The following is a 25153-nucleotide window of genomic DNA, read 5'->3' as shown; positions in this document are numbered from 1 at the left end:
TACCATAAAACGTACTAGGTTACCTTTAATTCCCGAAGTAAATTCTAATTTTTGAGCCTTCTTTCACTTTAGCTCCTGCTTCTGGGGACTGTTTAATGACTTTCTCTCCATCTCCGCTTATATCAAGCTTCAAATCAACGAGTTGCGTCTGTAAGTCTTTCTTTTTCATACCAATTAAATTCGGAACTTCCACAGTTGGTGTATCGCCCCATTTATATTCTCTCTCAACTTGTTCTTTTCTCGGTTTCACTCCCATAACAGGAAGTGCATCCCGCAGAATATTCCCAACAATTGGAGCTGCTACTACTCCACCAAATTGCGTGACACCTTTCGGATTATCAACAGCAACATATACAACAATTTCCGGATCATCTGCTGGAGCAAAACCGATAAAAGATACAATATAATTATTCTCTAAATATTTACCATCTTTCACTTTTTGAGCCGTACCTGTTTTTCCACCTACACGATACCCATCAATGAAAGCACCTTTACCAGATCCCTTTGCTACAACATTCTCTAATGCATACCGAACTTTTTCTGAAGTTTCCTTGGAAATAACTTTTCTTTTTGCTACAGGTGTCTTTTTACTTACAACTTGATTGTTTTTCGGATCAATAAATTCTTTAGCTATATACGGTTGATACAATGTCCCACCATTTACAGCCGCTGCTACTGCCGCTACTTGTTGGATTGGCGTAACAGAAACACCTTGACCGAATGAAGTTGTTGCTTGCTCAACTGGACCGACTTTGTCTAAATTAAATAAAATCCCACTACCTTCACCTTGCAGGTCAATTCCGGTTTTTTGTCCAAAGCCAAAATTACGAATGTATTTAAATAATCGGTCTTTACCAAGGCGATCACCCAGTTCAATAAATCCTGGGTTACAAGAGTTTTGAACTACTTCTAAAAACGTTTGGCTACCATGGCCTCCTGCTTTCCAGCATTTCAATCTAGCTCCACCAACTTCAGCTGCTCCATCATCATAAAACGTATCTTTCTCTAAGTCTACTAAATTTTCATTCAAAGCTGCGGCTAACGTAATAATCTTAAATGTTGAACCAGGCTCATACGTACTCCATACTGGTAAATTTCTATTGTACACTTCTGGAGAAACACTTTGAAAATCTGCTGGATCAAAGCTCGGCCGACTCGACATACCTAAAATTTCACCATTTTTCGGATTCATCGCAATCGCAATCATACCATCTGGATTATATGTCGACTCTGCAATATTCATTTCTCTTTCCATAATTCTATTAATACGTGCATCAATTGTTAAGCCTAAATTCAAACCAGCTTCTGGTTTTTTGAAATCATCGCCAACATTAGGCATCCTTTGCCCTTTTGCATCTGCAAAAAAGCGCACATGACCTTCATCACCATTTAGTTCTTTATCATAATATTTTTCTAGTCCCATAAGACCTTGGTTATCACTACCTGCAAACCCTAATACGTGTGATAAAAAGTTACCAAATGGATAGTACCGGATAGAGTCCTCTGCGATATAAACACCTTTCAAACTTAATCCTCTTACCTCTTTCGCTTTATCATGTGATATTTTCCTTCCGCCTTTATCTAACCTTACAATTGATTCTTTTTTTGTAATTCTCTTATAAATCTCATCTTTTTCCACACCTAATACTGCAGCTAACTTCTCTGCAGTCTCTGCTGGTTTTTCAATTTGCCTCGGTACAACAAAGACAGTTGGAGCACTTTTATTCGTAGCAAGTTCCACACCATTTCGGTCTAAAATCTTCCCACGTTCAGGTTCAAAAGTAATATTACGACTCCATGAATCTTTCGCACGATCCGTTAACATATTCCCAAGAAAAAATTGCACATATCCAAGACGAATATCGATGATAGTGAAAATAAGTATACCTGATATGAGTATAAAAATAAGTCGTTTTCTAACTGTTACATTTGATACACGCATATTGGAACAAGCCTCCCTTACGCCTAGCTTGTTCCAATATATGCTTGTACTTATTTAATTAGAACTTCTTCTCTTTTACCATTACGGCTTTTCTGCTTCTTGTTGTGGTTCAAGTGGCGGTACAAGTGTTACACCTAACTCTGTACCAGGTTGCAACAATGTTCCTTCTGGTACACTTTGTTCGGTTACATATCCGGTACCAGTAGGTTTTAGGTTAAGCTTTAATGTTTTTGCTAAATTCATAACATCACGAAGTGCCCAGCCTTGTATATTCGGCATTGTAGGTTGATCTCCCACTAAGAACACTCGATCACCCTTCAATGTTTGTTCGGTTGCTTTCGGTACTTGTTGCTGCACTTTCCCTTCACCTAATACGATTGGACGAAGTTTTGCTTTATCAATGGCTTTTTTCGCTTCTTCCATCGTTTTTCCCGTTACATCTGGAACAGCAGTTTGCTGCTCTTTCACATATTTCTTCGGATCTTTCACTTCATTAGGCTTAATCTTTAAATACTCTAAACTATTCTTCGTTACATATTTAAAAATATCAGCTAAAGGTTGTGCACCACTCTCATCATCTTTCAATTTTGGCTGTTTAACAGCTACATACACAACAAGTTGCGGATCATCCATAGGTGCCATACCTAAGAACGAGAATATATAATTCTCTCTTCCCGTCATATAGCCTCCTTTTCCATCCGGAATTTGCGCTGTTCCTGTTTTACCACCAACTGAATAGCCATCAACTTTATAAGCAGTTCCTGTTCCTTTCGGCGATGTAACAACGCGTTCTAATAACTGTCTTACTTGCGCTGCTGTCTCTTTTGTCACCGGTTTGCCCACTTCTTCTGGCTTATGTTCTAATTTTACTTCCCCTGTTATCGGATCTACAATTTTATCAATTGTATAAGGTTTCATCATTTTTCCATCGTTCGCAATAGCAGTTGCAGCTTGTACAAGCTGAATTGGTGTTACAGTGGAGCCTTGTCCAAAAGCTGTCGTTACTTGCTGTATTTGCTGATCGAATAAAATGGTATTTGAACCTTCACCAGGTAAATCAATATTCGTTTTTTCATCTAATCCGAAAGCATGGATATACTTTCTGAAACGGTCTGGACCAAGTTTTTGATCACCTAAAATAGCAAACGCTACGTTGGAAGAGCGCTCTACCCCTTCATCAAATGTGATAGATCCCCATCCAGCGCCGCCATTATGATCTTTTATTTTGCGGTTCCCGACTTGATATGTACCAGACTGGTAATAATCTTGTCCCTTATACACACCTTCATTAATAGCTGCTGCTAGCGTGAAAATTTTCATGGTTGATCCAGGTTCAAATGCATTTGCAATTGCGTCATTGAAGAAATATTGAATTTGACGATCATTCGGATCATAACTAGGTTTACTAGACATCGCTAATATTTTCCCTGTTTTTGGATCTGCAACAATCCCTATTAAACTTTCTGGGTCATAATGTTTACTTGCAGATTTCATCGCATCTTCTAAATAACTTTGAACACGTTGATCTATCGTTAAATACGTGTTATCTCCGTTTTTAGGTGCCTTTACATTCACTGTTCCACCGTCAAGAGACACACCTTTACGGTCACCTGTATAAGCTACTTTTCCGTTAGAAGCACTTAAATACTTATCTAAACTTTTTTCTAAACCAAATTGTCCCACCGAAGTTCCCTCTTCATTCGGTTTAGCATGACCTATAACGTAAGATGCAAAATCACCGTTCGGATACACTCTTGCATTTTCAGTAATAAAAGATATACCTGGCAATTTCAATGCTTCAATTTGTTCCTTCTGTTCTTTCGTCAAATCTTTACCTAGCGTTCCAAATTCGACTTGACTTTTATCTTTTTTATTTAATGTAGCTAAAATCTTCTCTTCATCTTTTCCGAGTACGCCCGCAATTTTCTTTGCAGTATCCTCTTTATTCTCAACCGGCTTTGCACCTTTTAATTCGGCTACAAGCTTATAAGAGTTTGCATCTTGCGCTAACACATGACCGTTTTGATCATAAATCGTCCCGCGATTTGCTTCGAGAACTCCTGTTTTACTATGTTTTTGCTTAGCAAGTTTATCCAAATCCTGATTATGCACTGTTCCTGTCGCTTGTATGTAAAAAAATCGGGCTAATAACAGCAAAAAGAGCAGGAGGAATAAAATCATAAAATACCCTGCTCCCTTATTGGTATGAAATTTAGTCATATCTCTCTTCATTTTCCCTTCACACCTATTGCCTTATTTGAGGCCTTTCACATTATTCGCATTAATTTCTAGCCCGTGTTTTTTTGCAACTTCAGCGATTCGTTCATAACGACTTAACTTCTCTACTTCAGCCTGTAATTCTTGATTTTCTTTTTGCTGCTGTACAATTTTTTGTTCTATTGTCGCAGCTTCTACATTAACTTGATAAAGGCCTGCTTTATTTCCAATAAACGCTACACAGGCATACAATAAAAAGCCAATAAACGCTACATACAACAGTTTTTCGATTCTTGTAATCTTCGCTTTAGCTTTTGGCTGAACCATCTGCTGTGGGGGCGTTTGAATCTGAACCTCTTCTTGCGCTTGTTGCTTGTACTTTACAGCTAAGTTACTCATACCTCTCTCCCCTTTTTATCGTTTTTCAGCGATTCTCAATTTCGCAGAACGCGCTCGATTATTTTCTTCTAACTCTATATCAGAAGGTAAAATCGGTTTTCTTGTAATAAGCTTTAATTTCGGCTTAAACTCATCAGGAATAATTGGTAATCCTGGTGGCAATTGTGGCGTTGTACTATTTCGCTTAAACGTCGTTTTACAAATACGGTCTTCTAAAGAATGGAATGTTATAACACTAACTCTTCCGCCTGGCTTGACCATCTCAATTGCAGATTCCAACGCTTCTTCAAATACTTTCAATTCATCATTTACCGCAATACGGATCGCTTGGAACACTCGCTTCGCAGGATGTCCTCCCGTTCTACGAGCAGGAGCTGGAATACCCTCTTTAATTAGTTCTACTAATTCCCCTGTCGTTTCAATAGCTTTATTCTCACGATACGCTTCAATTTTTCTTGCTATTTGTTTTGAAAATTTCTCTTCGCCATACTGGAAGAAAATTCTTACAAGTTGTTCATATGACCAACTATTTACAACATCATAGGCTGTTAATGGGGCATCTTGATCCATTCGCATATCTAACGGTGCATCATGATGGTAACTAAAGCCACGCTCTGGTGTATCTAATTGCGGGGATGAAACACCTAAATCAAATAAAATACCGTCTACTTCTGTTATACCTAATTCCTGTAATTTTTCAGATAGGTAACGGAAATTACTCTTTACTGTTATGAACTGCTCACCGTATGAAGAGAATTTTTCTTTCGCATTTTGAATTGCTATCTCATCTTGATCAAACGCGATTAATCTTCCGCCTTCAGTTAATTGGGATAATAAATAAGAACTATGTCCTCCTCCCCCCAGTGTACAATCTACATATGTACCACCTGGCTTTATATCTAAGCCATCTACTGTTTCCTTCAAAAGCACTGTTACGTGATTAAACATTGTTGCACCTACTCTTTTTCCAATTAATTATGTTGAATGTATCTCCTCCTCTAAACGTATATCTCACGACTAGAGAACGAAATACTATGAAAGAACGACTCATTTAACTTGCCTACAAAGGCAGCATACTATACAAATCGCTATTTTCTTTTATTATATACTAAATTTTATCATCTTTTGCGGGAATTTAAATAAAAAACTGTCGAAAAAGATAATAATACGTTTACATTTTGTGCTATTTTGTCATATATTTAAGTATCCTGCATAATTACGATATTAGCTTTTTAAAAATTAATAATTCAGAAAAAATTCACTTCACAGTAAATTCAACGGGATAAAAATAAAATCCTGCTCCTAAGAGCAAGATTCTATAGTTTTATAACGTGATGTTTTCCATTCCAAGAAAACGGGTTTTCCATTACACGATCAACGAAATCCAAACCGAACTGATTTAAATAGTAACATACGTTCCACACACGCTCTTGTGGCGCTCCCAATGGACGGATTGCAAATTGTATACGACGGAATTTATTTAGTTCCACTTCATGTTTTTTCTCAACATTTCTTTTCAACATTCTTTCCAACAGTTCAATTTGTTCATTAATTTTGAACTCATTTTTCCCTGCAAACGAACTTAATCCAGGATCTATTTTCTTCACAAACTGCTGTAATGACTTATGAATATCAATTATTTCTTTTTTCGCCTCTACAAATCGTTCATCTATCGGTTCCTCTATTTGATTAGATAACCAGTTTTCACGCAACTTATCTACGTTATTTAAAAACGGGTCACTCTCTTGCAATTGCAAATCGTGTAAATCTGTCGCTATATCCCTCTCAATATAAGTGATTGTAATACGAGGAACGACAGGCGGCATCCGGAAACCGATAGTATGGAAGACTTGTTGTAATTCACTCCAGTAAGCTAATTCCCCTGGACCTCCAATAAACGCCAATGTAGGAAATACATACTCTTGCATAAGAGGGCGCGTTACAACATTATTACTAAAGCGCTCTGGGCTTCTTTCCATCTCTTCAATCAATTCCTCATATGAAAAGGAATACGCCCCATCCTTCCCAACAAACTTCCCTTGATTATCTTCAAGCAACACTCGCTCATTATCAATTTCCATGAATATATGTACTGCATTAGACTTTGTTTCAATAATTGGCTTATACCCTAATTCTTTAATTACTTCCTGTTGGTTATGAAGCCCCTCTTGCACTTCTTTATACTTACTTATAATTTGTTTAAAAAACGGCACTTCTAATTTTCTTAATTCAGGATGATGCGAATCGACAAGAATTAAACCAGAATTTATGAACATTTTCATAATAAGGTGACCAAAGAAATCTACATACGTATTCGATTCCCCTAAAGAATCATCAATAAATTGCAGTACATCCTTTGTAAAATTCGTTTCAGGGTATGTTTTAAAAATTTCTTCAATCCACTTTCTACAGTCTTCCAAAGAAAGCTCAGACTCTGAAGCACTCGCCTTTTTCGGATTACGATCATGAAAAATGGTCTTTTTTATTTTTTTATTCTTCGTTACAAAAGTATGATTAATTTCATCCATATCATGGTCTTCACCAGCAATCCAGAAAACAGGAACAACTTTAACGCCTAAACTTTCTTCCTTTTCCTTCGCAAGCTGTAAAACTGAAATAATTTTATGAATCGTATAAAGTGGTCCAGTTAATAACCCAGCTTGTTGTCCAGCTATAACAACATATGTATCTTCATCTCCAAGCGCTTTTACATTTTGAATTGTAGCTTCTCCCGCTTGTAATTTTGTATTATATTCTAATAAATGCGCTACTAAATCTTGGCGGAAAAACTCCCTCTCACGCAAATCTTGTACACGCTGTTTAAAAGCATCTTCTGTTAACATATAATCAAAACACGACTGTATCTCTTTTTTACCGTTCATATAGTCCGCTACAACACCTTGTTGCGGAACAGAGATTTCTTTTATCTCCATATAATTCTTCCTTTCGTATCCTGTTCTCTCACCAATCCACATTGTAGTCAATGTTTCACGTAAAAGCAAAGAATTACACTTATACTTTTACTTCTAACCCTTTTATTGCATCGAACAAAAATTGAAGTGTCGGAACGGATCGTTGCTGTTTCTTCGCTTCTTCTAATACATATCCAACAATCGCACCAATCTCTGTTTGTCTATTCGCCCTTACATCTGCCAACATAGATGATGTATTATGAGACGTTCTTTCACATACATGACGTACCATTTCCCATACCATTTCTTTTTCTTCTTTAACGAGAAAAACGACCTCCTGGAATACTTGCTCCATCATCTGATTAAAAAACGGGTTCGTAATCAATTCTCCGTTCTTGACCTGTAATAATGCCGTCAATGGATTGATACATACATTCACTACTAATTTTTTGTGCATAACACCCTTCCAATCATCTTCTATTCGAATTGGAAAATGTGGAAAAGGAAAGCAATTAAATATTTTTTCAAAATGTATAGACCGACCGCGCACGATTCCAAACTTCGTTACACCTATCCCTGTATGATAAACGGTATGTCTTTCTTCTTTTTTTGCACCATGCTCTACAATTCCAACTGCAATATTTTCATTCTCTATTTTCTGCATAGCATGAAGGTGTGACATTCCGTTTTGCAAAAAGACTACTGAGGATTTCCCTCGCACAAAAGGTAGTATGTCAGTTATATGATATTGCTTAACAGCAATAAATATATAATCTAGCTGCTGGTCTAGCATACTTTCTATTGGTAATACTGGCGGGAATACCGTTTCACGTTTCCCCTCCCTAATACAAGTTACACCCGTTATATTTAATTCGTCAGCCTGCTTAGCTGTCCTTGTAAACAACGTAACATCTTGATTACTTTTTTGTAAATAAAATGTATACAATAGACCAATAGCTCCTGGTCCCACAACTCCGATTTTCATTTTCACGTAAGGAACTCATCTGAACACGATACACAAGTCCCTTTTTCCCCTCCCCTTTTATTCCTCAAACACTCGATTCGATTCGTGTGGAATCATAATTAACTAAAGATGAACAAATGCCACCTCTTCTTCCAATATGTATAGACTACTTATTACTATGCTTCTACTCTTAGTTTAGCAAATCCTCAAAAAATAATAAAAGAAATACACTATCATCTTCATAAAAATAAAAAAATGAGTTATAATATTATTATAAATATTTTCACTTTTCTGCATTCAATGAGACAAAAAGGATGTGATGTTATGGGATTCCCAAAAGTTGAGCGCTTGCTCATCAATTATAAAACATTAGACGAGTTTAAAAAATTTAAAGGCTGCGGAGCTCAAGAACTATCCATGTTAGAAGAATTACAAGCAAACATTATTGAAAACAATAGTGAATCTCCATTTTACGGTATTTATTATGGTGGATCACTCATTGCACGTATGAGTCTATACATGAAAAGGAACGGCGGGGAACCATTCGAAATTACAGGTACTTACCTAGAACTTTATAAACTTGAAGTATTACCAACTTTCCAAAAACAAGGATTCGGAGAAATGCTTGTAAATTATGCGAAGGGACTACAGTTCCCAATTAAAACGATCGCACGTATCCATTCAGCTGGTTTTTGGGATAAATTAAATTTCCAACCTGTGTCAGTACCTGATGGTGATTTTTACGTTTGGCACCCAGAAACAAATTTGAATACGGTTACAAACGAAGAGTCTGCATAAGAAATAAAAAAACAGCTACATAGCAGCTGTTTTTTTATTTCTTTAACTTCTCTAATTTCCCATTCGAACGAGCGCTATTTCTTTCCGCTACCATTACACTTCTTTTTTGATCGATATAATCAAGCAATGTTCTATATTCTTCCTCATATACTGATAATCGCTCCAACAGGCTCTCTTTCTCTGTTTGTAACGATTCAATTTGCTGTTGCAACACCACTAAAGAGTTTTCATCTTTATAATTTTGCAAGAAATCAATAACATCATTCAATGTAATTGACGTAGGTTCTAATACCTTCGTCTCTTTCACTTCATAATTTTCCACTTTACGCAGTTGCTTCGCTTCTTCAATACGTTCTTTGTATTGCTTTCTAACGTAAGAATTCCATCTAAAGCCACATGCTGCTGGTGTACGAGATAAATGTCTTCCCACTTCTTTAAAGGCAGATAATTGCGTTCCACCTTCTCGAATATGCCGGAGTACTACTTCTGCCAGAAGCAAATCTTCATCATCAGTCCAAGCATCTTGTCTTGTTGTCGCCATCTCTCTAGTCCTCCCTATGCATTTTTTATTAAACATATGCAGTTACTAGAAAAGATAGAATACAACAAATGAAGAATAAGACAAAAAAATAAACGTAGAAGATATCTTCTACGTTTATTTTCCCGCAATTACTTGCTGATTACTTCTTTACCTTTGTAAGTACCGCATGCTTTACATACACGGTGAGCTAATTTCGCTTCACCACAGCTTGGGCACTCTACCATACCAGGTACTGATAATTTGAAATGCGTACGACGCTTTCTTTTTACTGTTTTAGAAGTTCTTCTAAAAGGTACAGCCATTCTTCCCACCTCCTTAAAAGAAATAGTTATTTTCATATGAAGGCCTGAACCAGTCTTCCGATTATTTGTCAAAAAACTTTGCAAGTCCTGCCAATCTTGGATCAACAGGCTTTTCTTTGTCTTCTTCCGAAATCACTTGCCAGTCTTGACCTTGCGTCGGTGCTCCACCAGAAACATCATCACTGAAAATTTGCATTGGAATCTCCAAAAGTATATTTTCCTTGATTACGGGCAGTAAGTCAAGTACTTCTCCTTCTAAACAATGAATTTCAGCTTCAGTTTCAAATTCTTCTTGTGAAGTTTGGAACACCTCAGTTGTTTTAATGTCAAATGGTAATGTCACATCTACTAAAGAGCGAGAACATGGTAAAACCATGCTTCCAGTTATATGTAGATGGAACGTAAACTTACCGGAGCCAAAATCAACTCTTCCTGTTACGTGAACAGGATTAATTTCACGAATATCTTTCTCGACCTCTTTTAGCTCACTTACATCTACCATCTCATCCAATGTCAATCCTTTATTTCTCAATTTATTCAATTGATGGATGGACCATTTCATATCATATCACCTCAAGGCAACAAACAAAATTATAGCTAGCCATTTTATATTTGTCAATGTTTTTTCTTTACACTATAATGAAGTCATCATAGTAAATAATATATAGAGTATCACGTTTTTCAAAAAGATGCTACATCGAAAGGAGAGATTACCATAAAAGCCAGTGGTATTGTTGTTGAATATAACCCTTTTCATAACGGTCATGCTTATCATGTGCAACAAACAAAAAAGTTAACACACTCTGATATTACAATCGCTGTTATGAGTGGCCCTTTTTTACAACGTGGTGAGCCAGCACTCGTATCCAAATGGTATCGTACCAAAATGGCCTTAGCATGCGGTGTAGACCTCGTTGTAGAGCTTCCTTATGCCTTTTCAACGCAAAAGGCCGAAACCTTTGCAAATGGCGCTATTTCTATTTTAAACGCCCTACACGTTTCTGAAATTTGTTTCGGCAGTGAAGATGGACAAATCGAAAATTTTTATAACACCATCTCTGTGCAGAAAAATGAAGAAGAGACTTTTAATCGTCTTGTAAAGCAATTTATGAACGCAGGTAATAGTTACGCAAAAGCTACATCTGAAGCTTTCCTACACATTTTATCTTCTGAAAAAAATATAGACATGTCACAACCAAATAACATTTTAGGCTTCCAATACATAAAAGCAATTCTAATGCAAAATAGTTCTATGCAAGCACAAACGATAAAAAGGTTCGCATCTCATTATCATGATGAAACATTTAACGACCAACATATTGCAAGCGCAACAAGTATTCGCAAACAACTTTTTAGTGAAAATAGTTCCTTTACAGAAATTGAGCCTTTCATCCCAAAAGCGACTGCTTCTCTTTTAGCAAGTTATAAACAAAACTACGGGACATTACATAATTGGGAACAATACTTTTCATTTTTTAAATACAAACTTATGACAATGTCTCCAGAAGACTTACGACATATATATGAAATTGAGGAAGGGTTAGAGCATCGTATTTTATCAAAAATACAAACCAGTTCCTCCTTCCATTCATTCATGGAAGCGTTAAAAACGAAACGTTATACGTGGACTAGATTACAAAGAGCTTGTACACATATTTTAACAAATACAACAAAAGAAGAAATACATTGCGCAAATATAGAACAACATGCACCATACATTCGTCTATTAGGCATGTCACAAAAAGGACAAACGTACCTTTCAAAAAACAAGAAAAAAATAGAGCTTCCAATCCTTACCCATACAAAAACATTTGACCATCCTACTTTACACATAGATCGAAAAGCCAATTCTGTATATTTCTCCATCATACAAGAACCATTACGAACACAACTACTAAAACAAGATGCAACACATCACCCAATTCGTTACGATGAAACAACTGCAAAATTCCTATAAAAAAATCTCTCTTTTCAGAGAGATTTTTTTATTTCTTGCCCATTTTTTCCAAATACATTAATGCATCATCCAACGTATCAACTGGCACAACTTTCATTTTCGTTTTAATATCTTTCGCAGCCTCAAGTGCATCTTTATAATTCGATTTCTCCGCACCTTTTTCATTTGGTGCAAAGAACACTTCAGCACCAGCATCACTTGCAGCGACTACTTTTTGCTGAATACCGCCAATCGGGCCAATTTCTCCCTTTTCATTAATCGTACCTGTTCCAGCTATTTCATGCCCTCTTGTTAAATCCTCGTCCACCAGCTGATTATATATTTCTAATGTAAACATTAGACCTGCCGATGGTCCTCCTATTTCATGAGAGTCAATTTTCACTTTCGGATCTACCACTAATTCTCTTTCCGTAACGATAGAAACACCTATACCAACACGTCCATTTCCATTCGGAATAGTCTTTACATTTAAATTTTCTTTTAACTGTTTCCCATCCCTCTTGTACTCAATATTTACTGTATCTCCTTCTTTTTTCCCTGTCATATATTCAATAAATTGTTCTGTCTTTTCAAATGTTTTTCCGTCGACGGCAATGATAACATCTCCAAGTTTAAGCTTTCCTTCTGAAGGCATCCCTTTCGCTACACCAGCAACCAACACACCTTTATTTTCAAAAGAAACAGTACGATTTGCACGTTTATAAGCATTATAAATCGCTGCATTTTGCGAATCTTTCATTGCATAATTTTGGCGAAATTGATATTCTTCATCACTTTCACCTTTTTGCAATATTTCTTCCGCTTTTGAAATATGTGTATATTTATTAAACTGTGCCGCTATTAAATTCACTACATTTGCCGGTCCCATTGAAACCGTAACAAGCATAAAATCACCAGATTCTTTTGTTCCTCCCTCAACTTGAACGTAAGGCTCTAATTTTGCAGCCATTCCTGGTTTCGTCACATAATACGGCAGGCGTACGTAAACAAGTAACATTGCCAATATAACCCCTATTAAAATTGCATATATAAACCGAAAACGCTTAAACATTATGTTTCTCCTTCCACTGCTCAATTAATAAATGAATATTTGCAACATGCTTTTCCGCTTCTACCTCTCCAACTCGAATAATGTCTTCAATGTTTGTAAAAGCCCGGGAACTAAATTGTTCTACAGCTGGGCGCATCATTAAATCAGATGCAATTTGCCGATTTATCACAAGCTCATGTTGCATAATTTCAATACTCTGCATAATTACATCATAAATAGACGTAACCTCTCCATTTACTTTAATCGGGGATACATCAACAGCAATGACAATATCGGCACCTAACTCTTTCACAACCGATACTGGGATGCGATCAATCACTCCGCCATCTACCAATAATCGTCCATCTATTTTCTCTGGCACAAACACTCCAGGTACAGAAATACTCGCTCTCACCGCCTCTGCAACTGGACCACTTGTAAAAACAACTTTTTCCCCCTTTAAGATATCAGTAGCCACAACAGCCGTCGGGATATCTAATTCTTCTAAATTTTTATTATATGTAAACATTTTAATCATATCTTTGACACGTTTTCCAGAAATAAATCCCATTTTCGGAACCGTAAAATCTAAATAATATTTCCTCTTAAAAACATTTGCCAGTTTATACAGTCTTTCAACGTTTGAACTAGCGGCATAAAATGTACCTACTAAAGCCCCCATACTACTTCCTGCAATCATATGAATCGGTATATCATTTTCCCTTAAAACCTTTATAACACCAATATGAGCAAAACCTTTTGCGCCCCCAGATCCAAGAGCTAAGCCAATTTTCGGTTCTTTCACTTTTCTCACCCTTTAATTTTTTTCGTTCCTTTTTCATACTTATGGTCTAAATTCACTACGTATCCACGTATACTGAAATGAACGTTTTTTGGGACAAAGGGGGATTTACTTACATGTATGAAAAATGGAAAACGGCTTTCCTTACCATATCAACACTTTTTTTAACCTTTTCTCTTGTACTCCACCCCCAAGCTGCTTTACAAGCTTCCATTCGAGGGTTAAATATATGGTGGGAAGTTGTATTCCCTTCACTTTTACCGTTTTTCATCATTGCCGAACTTCTCATTAGTATTGGTGTTGTAAAATTTATAGGCGTTATATTAGAACCACTTATGCGACCACTTTTCCGCGTTCCAGGAATAGGCGGATTTGTTTGGGCAATGGGAATGGCTTCAGGCTTTCCCGCTGGCGCCAAATTAAGCGCTAGACTGCGCAAAAGCAATCAGCTAACACAAATTGAAGCAGAGCGCCTCGTATCTTTTACAAACTCATCCAATCCACTTTTTATTTTTGGCGCTGTTTCTATCGGTTTTTTCAATAATCCGAAATTAGGAATCGTATTAGCTGCTGCACATTATTTAAGTAATTTTGCTGTCGGGTTACTGATGCGTTTTTACGGCAATAACAACAGTTCCACGCATGATAAACATGTTACTAAAAAACACCCTTTTCAAAACCCTTTTTCAATTCTACACGAGACACGTATGCAAGAAAAAAGACCAATAGGAAAATTACTTGGGGACGCTATCGTTTCTTCTATTCAAACGCTACTTATGATTGGTGGATTTATTATTTTATTCTCTGTTTTAAATAAAATGATTACTGTATTTCATATTACAGCAGCCCTTTCTTTTATTATGCAACATATTTTATCATTCTTCCAACTAACTACTGAATTTAGTATCCCAATATTATCTGGCATGTTTGAAATGACACTTGGAAGCCAAATGATTAGTCAAATAACTGAAACACCCCTCCTGCAGCAAGCTATGGTAACAAGCTTTATTTTAGCATTTAGCGGCCTTTCTATTCAGGCACAAGTCGCTAGCATATTAGCTGAAACAGACATTAGATTTAAGCCCTATTTTTTCGCACGAATTATCCAAAGTATTCTTGCCCCTATTTTTACTTTTATATTTTGGAAACCATTTTATGAAAAAGTAAGCTCTTTTTCACCTATGCAAAAAGATATCCCTGTCTTTTTATCGAATCATTCTTCTATTCTGCATGAAATTTGGACATCTTTTATACACTACGGACCGATATTTACATTATTTTGTTTATATGTATATGTCATCTTATTATTTTTTCGGAGCAACAAAGAAAAACCCCGTTCACTTTAACGGGGTTTGAAACTTTTCTTTTAAAGCACGTTCTACAACAGGAGGTACAAGATCTACTACACTTCCTCCATATCTCGCAACTTCTTTCACAATGCTCGAGCTTAAAAATGAGTATTGATTGTTTGTCATAATAAAAAAGGTTTCAATGTTTTCATCTAATTTTCGATTCATAGAAGTGATTTGCATCTCATATTCAAAATCAGAAACTGCTCGTAATCCACGTAAAATCGCGTTCGCATTACGCATTTTTGCATACTCAACTAGTAGTCCACTATGTGAATCTACTTTGACATTAGGAATATCCTTTGTTGCTTCTCGAATTAAATCTAAACGCTCTTCCACTGAAAAGAACGGTTTTTTTGACGAGTTGTTTAAAACTACTACGTATACCTCGTCAAATACTTTTGCTCCCCTTTTAATAATATCCAGATGCCCAAGGGTAATTGGATCAAAACTTCCCGAAGAAATAGCTATACTTGTCATTCCGTCCCCTCACCTTCATACTTATAAATCGATATCGCTGTAATGCCATAATTTTCAGCTCGCACCTTTACAAGTCTTCCTATAGACTCAGGTAAAACTACATCATTACCATGCTCCGCCATAATTAAACCATCGTTATGTAGCAATCCATGTTGATCCATTACACTAATTAAAGATACAATTTTTTGATCTTTATATGGAGGATCAATTAATATAAGATCAAATGACATTTCACGTTTTATAAGTGCTTTTATCGCACGTTCTGCATCATTCCGATATACTTCAGCTTGTTCCTGTATTCTACAACTTTCTAAATTTTGATGGATTACCTTTATCGCTTTATTGTCTCGATCAACAAAAATCGCTTTATCAATCCCTCTACTTATAGCTTCGATTCCAAGACCACCGCTACCACCAAATAAATCAAGAGCGACACCCCCATCAAAATAAGGGCCTATCATATTAAAAATGGATTCTTTTACTTTATCAGTCGTTGGACGTGTTGTATTACCTGGCACCGCTTTAAGTGGGTGTCCTTTACATTTTCCTGAAACTACTCTCATCTGTTGTCACTACCTTTATTTCAATCTATCGAGCAATTATAGAAAGCCCTTCTCCATTCGGTAACCGCTACCAAACTTTACGATTCCATTCATCTTCCAACGAAGACTAGAAGAACTTAGCTTAAAATAACCGCTCTGCATTTTTATGTATTCATCTCACCATTCGCTAACACGAACTATTCGTTTCACTTTATCTTTTTTATCCTATCATAAAATAAAAAAAAGAAAAATAAAAAGCCCAACATAAAATTTAATTTCATCATGTATATCTTCATTTAGATTGGACATAAATAACTATAACAACATCACCTTCGATGTTGTTGCCAACCGCGGAGAAGACTTACGTTTCCCCATAAGTTCTTCCTCCGGTTTCTCCTCTCCCTTTGCCTTCTTACTAGTACATGCTAGTATAAGAAGGGCCCTGCTTTGCAGGGTTTTTTTTCTTTGTCTACTTTTCATTTAAAAAGTGAGATGGTACAGTAAAAGAAAGAGGAGGAAAAGATATGATTCAACGCTTTATAGAACTCGGAGAGGGCTACTCTGATTTATATGAATTACTTGAAATTGCCAAAGCAAATCAAGAACGTATAACACATATGTTACAATTTGAAACAATTAAAAATGAAAAAAAAGTGTGCTCACTTGTTGTAATATTAAAACCAACTACTACTGGTGATTTCCAACCATTATACATATGTCGTGAAGGCATTCCTGTACTTGAAAATAAAAAAAGTAAACGCGTCATTTTATTTGAAGAAACGGCAGAACAACTTGGAAAAAAAGTGACTACCTTTACGGTAAAACCATCCACAACTTTCCCAGAAAAAGAACTGTTTTTCAATCATTTAATTGGTATTTTACGAATGAATAATTTTATTCCTCCAATGAAATAATGTGTTATTTCAAATAAAAAATCCCCTGTTAAAATTAGCAGGGGATTTTTTCTATTAGCTATAATCGTATTCTTTTGCCCGATCAGGACGTGAATTTTCAAATTCCGTTTTTAAATACGGGCGGTACGACTGTTCTATCTTTTTCACAAAAGGAAGTTTGTTCAACTTTTGCATCATATGCTCAATTTGTTCCATATCACAATATACTACTGCATATTTTAAACGTTTTGATATGTAATGTATGTTACCATATTTTCTTAAAATCTTGGCATGTTTCAATGAATGTAAATAAACAATCATACTTTGTCGTTGCCCGAACATAATCTTCTCCATCTTCTCCTTTTAAAAACATATATTTTATATTTTATGAAAACCAATCAGAAATTTATGACATTACAGGACAAACTCTGTATACGTTTTCTTCTATCTTCTAAAAAACGGGGTGATTTACCCCGTTTTTTTACAACCGCAACCTCCGCCGGTACCACAACCGCCACCACAGCCACCAGCATCAAAAAATGGATTTCCTGTTGGAACTTTGATGGAAGAGGACACCTCAGAACCGATTGCTACACTCACTTCATCTAACAACTTTTGTAAAGCCGTTTCTACTCGTTTAAAAGCTGCAATCTTATCATGTAAATCTACAGAACGCTTCAATTCCCTCATTTTCGTCGAAACGAAAGTATAGTCAGGATGATATTTACCGAAACGTTGCACTTCCTCATATCGTTCTTTCATCGCTGTAAATTGCTGAATTAACGTCTGAACTTCCATATCTTCATGCAAGTCTTTATAACATTTACGGTAATCTTCTGCTATATCTGAACAGATGATCGCTTTTGCAAGCTGCTCTGCCTTATCTAATATTAATACGCTTTCTAGCGTCGCTACAATCATGAGAGACACCTCCGAGTATTTATCATACCACATTTAGAATAGAACTACTAATTGAAGTGTCTCACTAAACAGAAAGATATCATTCTAACTATTTTTTAATAATTTCAGTACGCATTTATACATTAATATGTTCCGCAATGTTGTATTTAACAACATCCCACTTCCCACTATTTTCATTCACATAACTAATACATGCGTTTTTTAACGGTGTCTTAAACGAAATATCTTCCGGAGCAATTGCATGTAAAATTGCTTTTATCGCATGAGAATGGGCTACAATAATAATACGTTTGCCAGAATGAGTTTCTGCAACGTCTTTTACCGCAACAAAACAACGAGCTACAATTTCTTCATCTTGCTCCATACCTTCTACTTTACCTTCTGCAATTAATTCCCTAACAGTCGCAACTGGCTTCCCAGAAGCTTCACCAAAATTACGTTCAACAAATCGCTCATCTAATAAAATTGATTGTAATCCAGTTGCCTCTGCAATTTCCTTAGCTGTTTCTTGCGCTCTAATTAATGGGCTACTTATAATTATATCCCATGCCTCCGCTTGCAAAGCAGCTGCACTTTGACTCGCTTGCTTCTTCCCCACTTCATTAAGCGGAATATCTTCACGTCCCTGAATAATCTCTTGAAAATTCCAATCAGTTTGTCCATGTCGTACTAAACAAATTTCCGTCATGCTCATGCTGCAACTCCTTTTTAAATAATCCGCTTCTATTGTATCAAAAGTTCTGCATGACGGACATAGTTTTCCCTTCCAATTATGTTGCATTTTGCTGCTTCATATACTGAAACATATCAATCATAATGGAAGCAACTGCCAATTGATTTTGAAATTTCTCAACTTTATCTGGTATCGTTTTTTTGAAATGTTGCATAGCTGCTAACTCAAATGCCTCTTTTTCTTCAGGGTTTCGCGTTAGTTTTCTATACCAGTACGGTTGCTCCCTAATATAGCGAGATAAATCCTCATCAGCCTTTATAAACTCCATAATTTCTGCTCTCATCCGCTTTCCTCCTAATCCTTCTGAAAGAAAAATGGATTATTTTCGGAAGCACTCTCTTCTTGCTGCGTGCGTTTCCCTTGAAATTGTTGAAAAACTTGTTGCACACTACCAATCGCACTCGTCACATTCGCTAAATGATGTTGCATTTGTTCCACGTCTAACTTTTTAAAGAAAGAAAGCATTTGTCCCATCACATCAGCAGTTTTTTCCTCTTCAGTTCGAGTATCCTTTTCTTTTCCTTTTTCTTTTTTCTTTTCTTTTACCGAAGAAAAAGCAGGCGCTCCATCCGGTCTAAAAGTTGCCCATATTGGATCTTCTTCACCAAGTAAGTACCATTCCTCATAAAACTGTTGCCAAGTTTTATGACCACTTCGAACTTCATGAACCATTTTAGGGTGATGGTTTACAAACTCTTTAAACTGTTGAACCGATGGATGTAACGGTCCTTTTGTTGTCGGCATAATCCTCACCTCTTCATGTATATCTACTATATAATAAGAAAAAAAAGGCGCATGGTTCGCCTATTTTTAGACGATTCATGCACCTTTTTATCCTACTATTTGCATAGGGGAAGATTCCCATCCACAATTTACAGTTTCATTTTATTTCCGAATAAAATTTTGTGTATAAAACTTATCGTATACGCCAACACCTAATCCTGTAAATTGTTCATTCAATAAATTCTTTCGATGTCCCTCACTATTTAACCAACCTTGCAATGCCGCAACCCCATCACTATGTTGCGCCGCTATGTTCTCACCGGCAAGCTGAAATCCTACTTTCCCGCGCTGTAAACGATCTCCTAACGTACCTAATGTAGGTGAATCGTGTGAAAAGTAATTATTATCCTTCATATCTTTACTATGACCGATTGCCACCTCTGCCGTTTGTTGGTCCCACGCTAATAACGGTAAATTATGACGACTTCGAATAATATTTGTTAAATCAAAAATTTGTTGCATATTCCCATTCTCTATTTGTTTCATTTTATCTGGAGTTAATGGTTGTTCTGCTAATAATTCACCCGAATAAACGAGCTGATACGGTCTTTGACGCAATAACGTTTCGTCATCCATATAACGAACACCGACAAGCTCATGCGTAAAATGATCAAAATATAATTGTGCCCAACCATCTTCTACTGGTACTAATGGTTGTTCCATCACTTCAGTATCAGATAACTCAAATTGATAACTATTCTTTCCTCTTTTTAACGAAATCTCATGAGAAAGTGGATTCTTTTTATACACATCTTCATACTTTTCATTTATATAATAAGGTGGCACCTTAACTTGCTCACCAGCGACATACGCCGTTACAATTTTGCGTTCAGCAACCCCAAATTGAACATACTGAGATAAATCTTGATTGTATACCCACCATTCATATCCGTAAGCAGATGGTTCTATTCGAGAAGGTTCGCCCCATTTTGCTAATAAATTTTCAGAGTCCCCACCAATCATATTTAAAACCGTATCGGAAGAGTCTTCATTCACTTGTTTTTTCTTTTTCACAATTTTATTTTCTTGCTTTGATTGAGATGGGGTTAATATATATTGTGAAACGAGTAATTTCCCGTATAAATCAACAGCTAAAATTAAAATTGTAATCATTACGATACGCAATAATTTCTTCAATCGATATACCTCCTGCACAAAACATAAAATTGAGATATACACAAATCCTTTTCTTTCCTTTTTTTGTGTGTACCGTACTCTTTTCACTATATCATATTTTTGCAAAAAAAGTCTGGATTATCCCTTTTCTCTCAATATGAATTGCACTTTCTTATTATTCATACTATTATAAAAATAATGATGTAACATAAAAAAAGGAGGTATTTTATGCAATTTACAAATACAAAATTTAATGGAGCCGTCGTTGATTTAACACTATTAACAGAGATTATGGAAAAGAACCATTTTGTACTTGCTGGACAGTGGGATTATGAACGAGTTACATACGATTATAAATTCGAAATATTAAACGATGTTTATTATTTACGTGTACAAGGTTTAGCTGTTGAAGGTGACATTGGTAGTAGACACGCTGAAATAAAGCTACTTCCTCCCTTATTAGGTAAACACTATTATCCTCACGGCGTTGAATATGGTGATGGTGAAATTTTCCCAACGAATGTACTTCAAAAAAGCGAACAACTCCTACAAAATGTCGAAAAAGAGTTAAAAGAATTCCAAATCATTGAGTAAAATAAAAGTGAGTGCATCATATTGATGCACTCACTTTTATTTCGTTTGTAAATACGGCGGCAATTGTTGTAACTGCTCTTTATCCTTTTCACGCTCTCGACGCGCCCATCGAAAGAAAACATAACCAATAATCGTACCGTACACTATTTCCTGGACAATTTTCATAATGATGCCGCCTGTTTGTTGGTCTTGTAAAACAGGCATCCAGTGTAAAAATTCTGGTCCAGTTATATTTAAATCAGATAAAGTTCCCGCTGGTACACATAATTCCATCGCCTTCATCCAAGCAGCTGGATCCGTATACGTTGCAAACAACGGTGCCGTCGCAAAAATAATTAACGCGCAAGCTGGCGTTAATAATATACCATTAGCAAACATATAACCAAGTTTCTTTATATCACTTAACGTTTGATATTCTGGTAATGGATTTAGCATCGGCCACCACATCATGATTGCCGTAAAGAATAATATAGCGAGACAAATAGGATGAGCAATTTGACTTTGTTTTACTGTATCAAAAACAACTGGTAAATGATAAAAAGAAAACAGGCCATTAAATACAAACAATGCGATAAGTGGCTTAGTAAATATCTTCAATATAATTTGAACGAACTTAAAAGAAGTAATATAACGATATAACCAAACTGGTATACCAAGCAACAATAACGGCGGAACGGCAATATACATAACTGCCATTTCAAACATATGTGCACTAAATATAATATGACCAATTAAATCAATAGGCCCTCCCTTTACAAAATACAAAAGAACAATCCCGGTCGTAAAATAAAAAACTTGCTTCTTACTTACCTTTGTCGCATGTTCAAATCGCATTCTATATGGCCCAATAATTAAAAAATACCCAATGAGGATCGAAAGCATAAATAATAAAAAGATTGGACTCCATAGCGCTTGAAAACCAAATATCCACAAGTTACTCATTGTCACACCTACCTTCTTCAGGTTATCTTTTCACATAATATGAAGAGGGAGCTGTGGCAACACAAGCTCCCTCTTCACTTTTCAAATCCACACGATTGTCATAAAAGCTAAAATTGTAATTAACCCGATTAGCAGACCAGAATAAAGAAAGAAACTCGCTGCTTCATGTCCTTTATGACTCATATGCATAAAATAGTACAATTGAAAAATTACTTGTACCACCGCTAATAGTAAAATAAATGGTACTGAGAAAATCGGACTGAAAGTTTTCGGATATGCTACTGCTACAAATGCAACTAATGTTAAAAATATCATTAATGCAAATGTAATAACTTGATGCTTCATTTCCTCCGCACTTTTCCTCTTCCGGTAAACGAAATCAACTTTAGGATTATTCGTTTGCTTTATCGCCATTGTTTATCCCACCATTCCCATTAAATATACTACAGTGAAAATAAACACCCAAACTACGTCAATAAAATGCCAATAAATTGATGCAACATAAAACTTCGGTGCATTGTATAAATTTAGACCTCTCTTCGCATTTCTAAAGATTAATGTTAAAATCCAACACAATCCAAACAATACGTGGAGTCCATGTGTACCAACAAGAGCATAAAACGCAGAACCAAATGCACTACTTCTCATAGTATGCTTAAATTCATGTGTATAATGGTAAAACTCATAGATCTCAAACCCTAAAAACCCTAATCCTAGCAGCACTGTTACCAGTAGCCAAAGTTGCATTTTCTTAAAATTAAAGTTTTTCATATGATACATCGCATATACGCTCGTTAAGCTACTCGTTAATAAAAGCATCGTCATAATGAAAACGAGTGGCATTTGGAACATCTCTTGAGATGTTGGTCCGCCATTTGTAGAATTCTTTAACGCTAAATATGTGCCAAATAAGGAAGCGAACAATACTGTTTCGCCTCCAAGAAATAACCAAAAACCGACAAACTTATTTTTCCCCTCAAGGGTTGCTTTTTCAGGCTCTGCTGGAAATGTTTCATTCGTTAATTTTTCATCTACATGCATTACGCCTTGCCCCCCTTATCTTCTAAATCTTCTTTATGAATATGATATCCATGATCATCAATTACTGAACGTAGGAACATTGTACCAAACGTAATAATTAAACCGATAATTGCTACTAATAACCAAAACTTATCTTTTCCACCCTGCATATACATTGCACCGAATGCCGCTATAAACAATCCTAAAGAAATGATAAATGGTGAAAATGATGGATTTGGCATATGAATATCACCCACTGGTTCCGCCGCTGTCATCTCTTTATTCCCTTCACGTTTTTCAATCCAAAACGGATCTAACCCGCGAACAAATGGTAATTGTTTAAAGTTATATTCTGGTGTAGGTGCTGGCATTGTCCATTCTAATGTACGTCCATCCCACGGATCACGACCAGCCTTTTCTTTTGATACTGTTGTTTTAATTACATTGAATAGAAGAACAATCGTTCCAAGAGCCATAAATACCGCTCCAATAGAACTAATCATATTGCCCATTTCCAACCCTTGACCTTCAAGATATGTGTAGTAACGACGTGGCATACCAATTAAGCCAAGGAAATGCTGAATGAAGAACGTTAAATGGAAACCGATAAAGAATAACCAAAATGTTATCTTTCCTAACGTTTCATTCAATACTTTATTAAACATCAGTGGCCAATAATAATGGGCTCCTGCAAGTAAACCAAATACAACACCACCGACAATTACATAATGAAAGTGAGCTACTACGAAATAGTTATCATGAAATTGATAATCAGCTGGTGCAGATGCTAGCATAACACCTGTAACTCCTCCCATTACGAATGATGGAATGAAGGCTACTGCCCACATCATCGGTGTCGTAAAACGAATACTTCCGCCCCACATTGTAAAGAGCCAGTTGAATATTTTAATACCGGTCGGAACCGCAATCGCCATTGTTGCAACTGAGAAAATAGCATTTGCAACTGGACCAAGCCCAACAGTAAACATATGATGCGCCCATACCATAAACCCTAAAAATCCAATTAATACTGTCGCAAACACCATCGACGAATAACCAAATAATCGTTTTTTCGAAAACGTCGCGAAGATTTCTGAGAATATTCCGAAAGCTGGGAGTATAAGAATGTATACTTCTGGATGACCGAAAATCCAGAATAAGTGCTCCCATATAATTGTATTCCCGCCCAGTGCTGGATTAAAGAAACTTGTTCCAAATAAGCGGTCTAACATTAAAAGTCCTAATCCTACAGTTAACGGCGGAAAAGCAAATAATATTAATGAAGATGTTACAAATGTCGTCCATGTAAACATCGGCATACGCATATACGTCATCCCTGGCGCACGCATATTAATAATGGTTACAAGGAAGTTAATACCTCCAATTAATGTACCTATACCGGAGATTTGCAAGCCAAGCACATAAAAATCAACACCATGGCCTTTAGAGGCTAAAGCTAAAGATGCATAAGATGTCCATCCTGCATCAGGTGCTCCACCTAAAAACCAACTTAAATTTAAAAATACTCCACCAAAGAAAAATAACCAAAATCCGAGTGAATTTAAAAACGGGAACGCTACATCACGTGCACCAATTTGAAGTGGTACAGCGGCGTTCATAAATGCAAACACGAGTGGCATAGCTGCGAGGAAAATCATTGTTGTACCGTGCATAGTTAATACTTGATTATAAGCATCCCCAACAAGAAAAGCGTTGTTAGGAATCGCTAATTGAAGGCGAATAAATAGAGCTTCTATTCCGCCTATTATAAAAAACAATCCACCTGCAATTAAATAGAGAATGGCAATCTTTTTATGGTCTACTGTCGTTAAATAATCCCATATGACAGCACCCATCCCCTGTTTTTTTGCTACAGAACTCACGTTTTCAACCTCCCCTTCGCGAATAATCCCTCT

28 protein-coding genes are annotated in these 25153 nt (G+C 36.2%); 5 read left to right on the top strand and 23 right to left on the bottom strand.

The features are described from left to right. Positions 1-25: 25 nt before the first annotated feature. From PDK19_RS04095 to panE, 6 genes are all read right to left on the bottom strand, one after another. Positions 26-1942, bottom strand: a complete 1917-nt coding sequence (locus PDK19_RS04095; RefSeq protein ID WP_001266225.1) for a stage V sporulation protein D — start codon at positions 1940-1942, stop codon at positions 26-28. A gap of 81 nt (positions 1943-2023) precedes the next feature. After that, positions 2024-4174 (bottom strand): penicillin-binding protein, encoded by a 2151-nt coding sequence (locus PDK19_RS04090; protein WP_011040611.1) that lies wholly within the window; start codon positions 4172-4174, stop codon positions 2024-2026. 21 nt (positions 4175-4195) lie between these two features. Next, positions 4196-4558 (bottom strand): cell division protein FtsL, encoded by a 363-nt coding sequence (ftsL, locus tag PDK19_RS04085; RefSeq protein WP_000067081.1) that lies wholly within the window; start codon positions 4556-4558, stop codon positions 4196-4198. A gap of 15 nt (positions 4559-4573) precedes the next feature. Further along, a complete protein-coding gene (gene rsmH / locus PDK19_RS04080) occupies positions 4574-5506 on the bottom strand; it encodes a 16S rRNA (cytosine(1402)-N(4))-methyltransferase RsmH (RefSeq protein WP_000481789.1) in 933 nt (310 codons plus the stop codon). Positions 5507-5874: 368 nt separating this feature from the next. Further along, the gene (bshC, locus tag PDK19_RS04075) at positions 5875-7491 is read right to left on the bottom strand and encodes a bacillithiol biosynthesis cysteine-adding enzyme BshC (RefSeq protein WP_074614876.1); all 1617 of its coding nucleotides are present in this window, start codon (positions 7489-7491) and stop codon (positions 5875-5877) included. Positions 7492-7570: 79 nt separating this feature from the next. Next, the gene (gene panE / locus PDK19_RS04070) at positions 7571-8461 is read right to left on the bottom strand and encodes a 2-dehydropantoate 2-reductase (protein ID WP_000782390.1); all 891 of its coding nucleotides are present in this window, start codon (positions 8459-8461) and stop codon (positions 7571-7573) included. Positions 8462-8758: 297 nt separating this feature from the next. Here panE and PDK19_RS04065 point away from each other — a divergent pair, with 297 nt between their 5' ends. Further along, the gene (locus PDK19_RS04065; protein WP_000506708.1) at positions 8759-9232 is read left to right on the top strand and encodes an N-acetyltransferase; all 474 of its coding nucleotides are present in this window, start codon (positions 8759-8761) and stop codon (positions 9230-9232) included. A gap of 34 nt (positions 9233-9266) precedes the next feature. On the opposite strand, the gene PDK19_RS04060 is transcribed toward PDK19_RS04065, so the two are convergent. From PDK19_RS04060 to PDK19_RS04050, 3 genes are all read right to left on the bottom strand, one after another. Next, a complete protein-coding gene (locus PDK19_RS04060; protein ID WP_000246478.1) occupies positions 9267-9773 on the bottom strand; it encodes an RsfA family transcriptional regulator in 507 nt (168 codons plus the stop codon). Between the two features lie 128 nt (positions 9774-9901). Beyond that, positions 9902-10075, bottom strand: coding sequence for a 50S ribosomal protein L32 (gene rpmF, locus PDK19_RS04055; protein WP_001984764.1), 174 nt, complete (start codon positions 10073-10075; stop codon positions 9902-9904). Positions 10076-10136: 61 nt separating this feature from the next. Beyond that, on the bottom strand, positions 10137-10637 hold the full coding sequence (locus PDK19_RS04050; RefSeq protein ID WP_000872145.1) for a YceD family protein: 501 nt from the start codon (positions 10635-10637) through the stop codon (positions 10137-10139). A 213-nt stretch (positions 10638-10850) separates the two neighbouring features. On the opposite strand from PDK19_RS04050, the gene PDK19_RS04045 reads away from it, so the two are divergent. Continuing rightward, on the top strand, positions 10851-12032 hold the full coding sequence (locus PDK19_RS04045) for a nucleotidyltransferase (RefSeq protein WP_001187903.1): 1182 nt from the start codon (positions 10851-10853) through the stop codon (positions 12030-12032). Between the two features lie 28 nt (positions 12033-12060). On the opposite strand, the gene PDK19_RS04040 is transcribed toward PDK19_RS04045, so the two are convergent. Further along, a complete protein-coding gene (locus tag PDK19_RS04040; RefSeq protein ID WP_000476300.1) occupies positions 12061-13083 on the bottom strand; it encodes a SepM family pheromone-processing serine protease in 1023 nt (340 codons plus the stop codon). After that, positions 13076-13867 carry a patatin-like phospholipase family protein gene (locus PDK19_RS04035; protein ID WP_000662598.1) on the bottom strand — a complete coding sequence of 264 codons (792 nt, stop codon included), beginning with the start codon at positions 13865-13867 and terminating at the stop codon, positions 13076-13078. The genes PDK19_RS04040 and PDK19_RS04035 overlap by 8 nt, the downstream gene beginning before the upstream one ends. 113 nt (positions 13868-13980) lie before the next feature. Here PDK19_RS04035 and ylbJ point away from each other — a divergent pair, with 113 nt between their 5' ends. After that, positions 13981-15210: a sporulation integral membrane protein YlbJ gene (ylbJ, locus tag PDK19_RS04030; protein WP_016718385.1), complete on the top strand. Its 1230-nt coding sequence runs from the start codon at positions 13981-13983 to the stop codon at positions 15208-15210. Here ylbJ and coaD read toward each other — a convergent pair. Next, complete coding sequence (coaD, locus tag PDK19_RS04025; protein ID WP_000200598.1) at positions 15202-15693, bottom strand: pantetheine-phosphate adenylyltransferase; 492 nt, start codon at positions 15691-15693, stop codon at positions 15202-15204. The genes ylbJ and coaD overlap by 9 nt on opposite strands. Then, entirely contained in the window at positions 15690-16256 is a 567-nt protein-coding gene (gene rsmD / locus PDK19_RS04020; protein WP_001266989.1) for a 16S rRNA (guanine(966)-N(2))-methyltransferase RsmD, read from the bottom strand. The genes coaD and rsmD overlap by 4 nt, the downstream gene beginning before the upstream one ends. Positions 16257-16759: 503 nt before the next feature. Between rsmD and PDK19_RS04015 the strand changes: the two genes are divergently transcribed. Continuing rightward, on the top strand, positions 16760-17149 hold the full coding sequence (locus tag PDK19_RS04015; RefSeq protein WP_000616011.1) for a DUF7147 family protein: 390 nt from the start codon (positions 16760-16762) through the stop codon (positions 17147-17149). A gap of 54 nt (positions 17150-17203) precedes the next feature. Here PDK19_RS04015 and PDK19_RS04010 read toward each other — a convergent pair whose 3' ends face one another. The 6 genes from PDK19_RS04010 to PDK19_RS03985 form a co-directional block, all read right to left on the bottom strand. Then, positions 17204-17470 carry a YlbG family protein gene (locus PDK19_RS04010; protein WP_002080814.1) on the bottom strand — a complete coding sequence of 89 codons (267 nt, stop codon included), beginning with the start codon at positions 17468-17470 and terminating at the stop codon, positions 17204-17206. 126 nt (positions 17471-17596) lie between these two features. After that, positions 17597-18049 (bottom strand): YlbF family regulator, encoded by a 453-nt coding sequence (locus tag PDK19_RS04005; protein WP_000634351.1) that lies wholly within the window; start codon positions 18047-18049, stop codon positions 17597-17599. Positions 18050-18164: 115 nt separating this feature from the next. After that, the gene (locus PDK19_RS04000) at positions 18165-18737 is read right to left on the bottom strand and encodes a histidine phosphatase family protein (RefSeq protein ID WP_270706687.1); all 573 of its coding nucleotides are present in this window, start codon (positions 18735-18737) and stop codon (positions 18165-18167) included. A gap of 82 nt (positions 18738-18819) precedes the next feature. After that, on the bottom strand, positions 18820-19065 hold the full coding sequence (locus PDK19_RS03995; RefSeq protein WP_001200990.1) for a YlbE-like family protein: 246 nt from the start codon (positions 19063-19065) through the stop codon (positions 18820-18822). Between the two features lie 11 nt (positions 19066-19076). After that, on the bottom strand, positions 19077-19526 hold the full coding sequence (locus tag PDK19_RS03990) for a YlbD family protein (protein WP_242296035.1): 450 nt from the start codon (positions 19524-19526) through the stop codon (positions 19077-19079). A gap of 141 nt (positions 19527-19667) precedes the next feature. Further along, positions 19668-20702, bottom strand: a complete 1035-nt coding sequence (locus tag PDK19_RS03985; protein ID WP_000735396.1) for a CAP domain-containing protein — start codon at positions 20700-20702, stop codon at positions 19668-19670. A 207-nt stretch (positions 20703-20909) separates the two neighbouring features. Between PDK19_RS03985 and PDK19_RS03980 the strand changes: the two genes are divergently transcribed. Next, complete coding sequence (locus tag PDK19_RS03980) at positions 20910-21275, top strand: YugN family protein (RefSeq protein ID WP_001160939.1); 366 nt, start codon at positions 20910-20912, stop codon at positions 21273-21275. A 36-nt stretch (positions 21276-21311) separates the two neighbouring features. On the opposite strand, the gene ctaG is transcribed toward PDK19_RS03980, so the two are convergent. The 4 genes from ctaG to ctaD form a co-directional block, all read right to left on the bottom strand. Further along, entirely contained in the window at positions 21312-22217 is a 906-nt protein-coding gene (gene ctaG, locus PDK19_RS03975) for a cytochrome c oxidase assembly factor CtaG (RefSeq protein WP_000069015.1), read from the bottom strand. A gap of 81 nt (positions 22218-22298) precedes the next feature. Then, positions 22299-22631, bottom strand: a complete 333-nt coding sequence (gene ctaF / locus PDK19_RS03970; protein ID WP_270706621.1) for a cytochrome c oxidase subunit IVB — start codon at positions 22629-22631, stop codon at positions 22299-22301. Positions 22632-22634: 3 nt separating this feature from the next. Continuing rightward, on the bottom strand, positions 22635-23258 hold the full coding sequence (ctaE, locus tag PDK19_RS03965; RefSeq protein WP_000557861.1) for a cytochrome c oxidase subunit III: 624 nt from the start codon (positions 23256-23258) through the stop codon (positions 22635-22637). Beyond that, positions 23258-25093, bottom strand: a complete 1836-nt coding sequence (ctaD, locus tag PDK19_RS03960; RefSeq protein ID WP_011040617.1) for a cytochrome c oxidase subunit I — start codon at positions 25091-25093, stop codon at positions 23258-23260. The genes ctaE and ctaD overlap by 1 nt, the downstream gene beginning before the upstream one ends. Between the last annotated feature and the right edge of the window lie 60 nt (positions 25094-25153).

It is taken from the genome of Bacillus cereus group sp. BcHK124, from assembly GCF_027712065.1.
Classification (GTDB): domain Bacteria; phylum Bacillota; class Bacilli; order Bacillales; family Bacillaceae_G; genus Bacillus_A; species Bacillus_A pacificus.
Note: the sequence above shows the minus strand (reverse complement) of the source record. Positions and strands in the feature narration are given on the sequence as shown.

Bases quoted from the DNA above. Each gene is read 5' to 3' on its own strand.
- PDK19_RS04095 (WP_001266225.1), bottom strand. From the start codon at position 1,942: ATGCGTGTATCAAATGTAACAGTTAGAAAACGACTTATTTTTATACTC.
- PDK19_RS04090 (WP_011040611.1), bottom strand. From the start codon at position 4,174: ATGAAGAGAGATATGACTAAATTTCATACCAATAAGGGAGCAGGGTAT.
- ftsL (WP_000067081.1), bottom strand. From the start codon at position 4,558: ATGAGTAACTTAGCTGTAAAGTACAAGCAACAAGCGCAAGAAGAGGTT.
- rsmH (WP_000481789.1), bottom strand. From the start codon at position 5,506: ATGTTTAATCACGTAACAGTGCTTTTGAAGGAAACAGTAGATGGCTTA.
- bshC (WP_074614876.1), bottom strand. From the start codon at position 7,491: ATGGAGATAAAAGAAATCTCTGTTCCGCAACAAGGTGTTGTAGCGGAC.
- PDK19_RS04065 (WP_000506708.1), top strand. From the start codon at position 8,759: ATGGGATTCCCAAAAGTTGAGCGCTTGCTCATCAATTATAAAACATTA.
- PDK19_RS04060 (WP_000246478.1), bottom strand. From the start codon at position 9,773: ATGGCGACAACAAGACAAGATGCTTGGACTGATGATGAAGATTTGCTT.
- rpmF (WP_001984764.1), bottom strand. From the start codon at position 10,075: ATGGCTGTACCTTTTAGAAGAACTTCTAAAACAGTAAAAAGAAAGCGT.
- PDK19_RS04050 (WP_000872145.1), bottom strand. From the start codon at position 10,637: ATGAAATGGTCCATCCATCAATTGAATAAATTGAGAAATAAAGGATTG.
- PDK19_RS04040 (WP_000476300.1), bottom strand. From the start codon at position 13,083: ATGTTTAAGCGTTTTCGGTTTATATATGCAATTTTAATAGGGGTTATA.
- ylbJ (WP_016718385.1), top strand. From the start codon at position 13,981: ATGTATGAAAAATGGAAAACGGCTTTCCTTACCATATCAACACTTTTT.
- coaD (WP_000200598.1), bottom strand. From the start codon at position 15,693: ATGACAAGTATAGCTATTTCTTCGGGAAGTTTTGATCCAATTACCCTT.
- rsmD (WP_001266989.1), bottom strand. From the start codon at position 16,256: ATGAGAGTAGTTTCAGGAAAATGTAAAGGACACCCACTTAAAGCGGTG.
- PDK19_RS04015 (WP_000616011.1), top strand. From the start codon at position 16,760: ATGATTCAACGCTTTATAGAACTCGGAGAGGGCTACTCTGATTTATAT.
- PDK19_RS04010 (WP_002080814.1), bottom strand. From the start codon at position 17,470: ATGTTCGGGCAACGACAAAGTATGATTGTTTATTTACATTCATTGAAA.
- PDK19_RS04005 (WP_000634351.1), bottom strand. From the start codon at position 18,049: ATGATTGTAGCGACGCTAGAAAGCGTATTAATATTAGATAAGGCAGAG.
- PDK19_RS04000 (WP_270706687.1), bottom strand. From the start codon at position 18,737: ATGACGGAAATTTGTTTAGTACGACATGGACAAACTGATTGGAATTTT.
- PDK19_RS03995 (WP_001200990.1), bottom strand. From the start codon at position 19,065: ATGAGAGCAGAAATTATGGAGTTTATAAAGGCTGATGAGGATTTATCT.
- PDK19_RS03990 (WP_242296035.1), bottom strand. From the start codon at position 19,526: ATGCCGACAACAAAAGGACCGTTACATCCATCGGTTCAACAGTTTAAA.
- PDK19_RS03980 (WP_001160939.1), top strand. From the start codon at position 20,910: ATGCAATTTACAAATACAAAATTTAATGGAGCCGTCGTTGATTTAACA.
- ctaG (WP_000069015.1), bottom strand. From the start codon at position 22,217: ATGAGTAACTTGTGGATATTTGGTTTTCAAGCGCTATGGAGTCCAATC.
- ctaF (WP_270706621.1), bottom strand. From the start codon at position 22,631: ATGGCGATAAAGCAAACGAATAATCCTAAAGTTGATTTCGTTTACCGG.
- ctaE (WP_000557861.1), bottom strand. From the start codon at position 23,258: ATGCATGTAGATGAAAAATTAACGAATGAAACATTTCCAGCAGAGCCT.
- ctaD (WP_011040617.1), bottom strand. From the start codon at position 25,093: ATGGGTGCTGTCATATGGGATTATTTAACGACAGTAGACCATAAAAAG.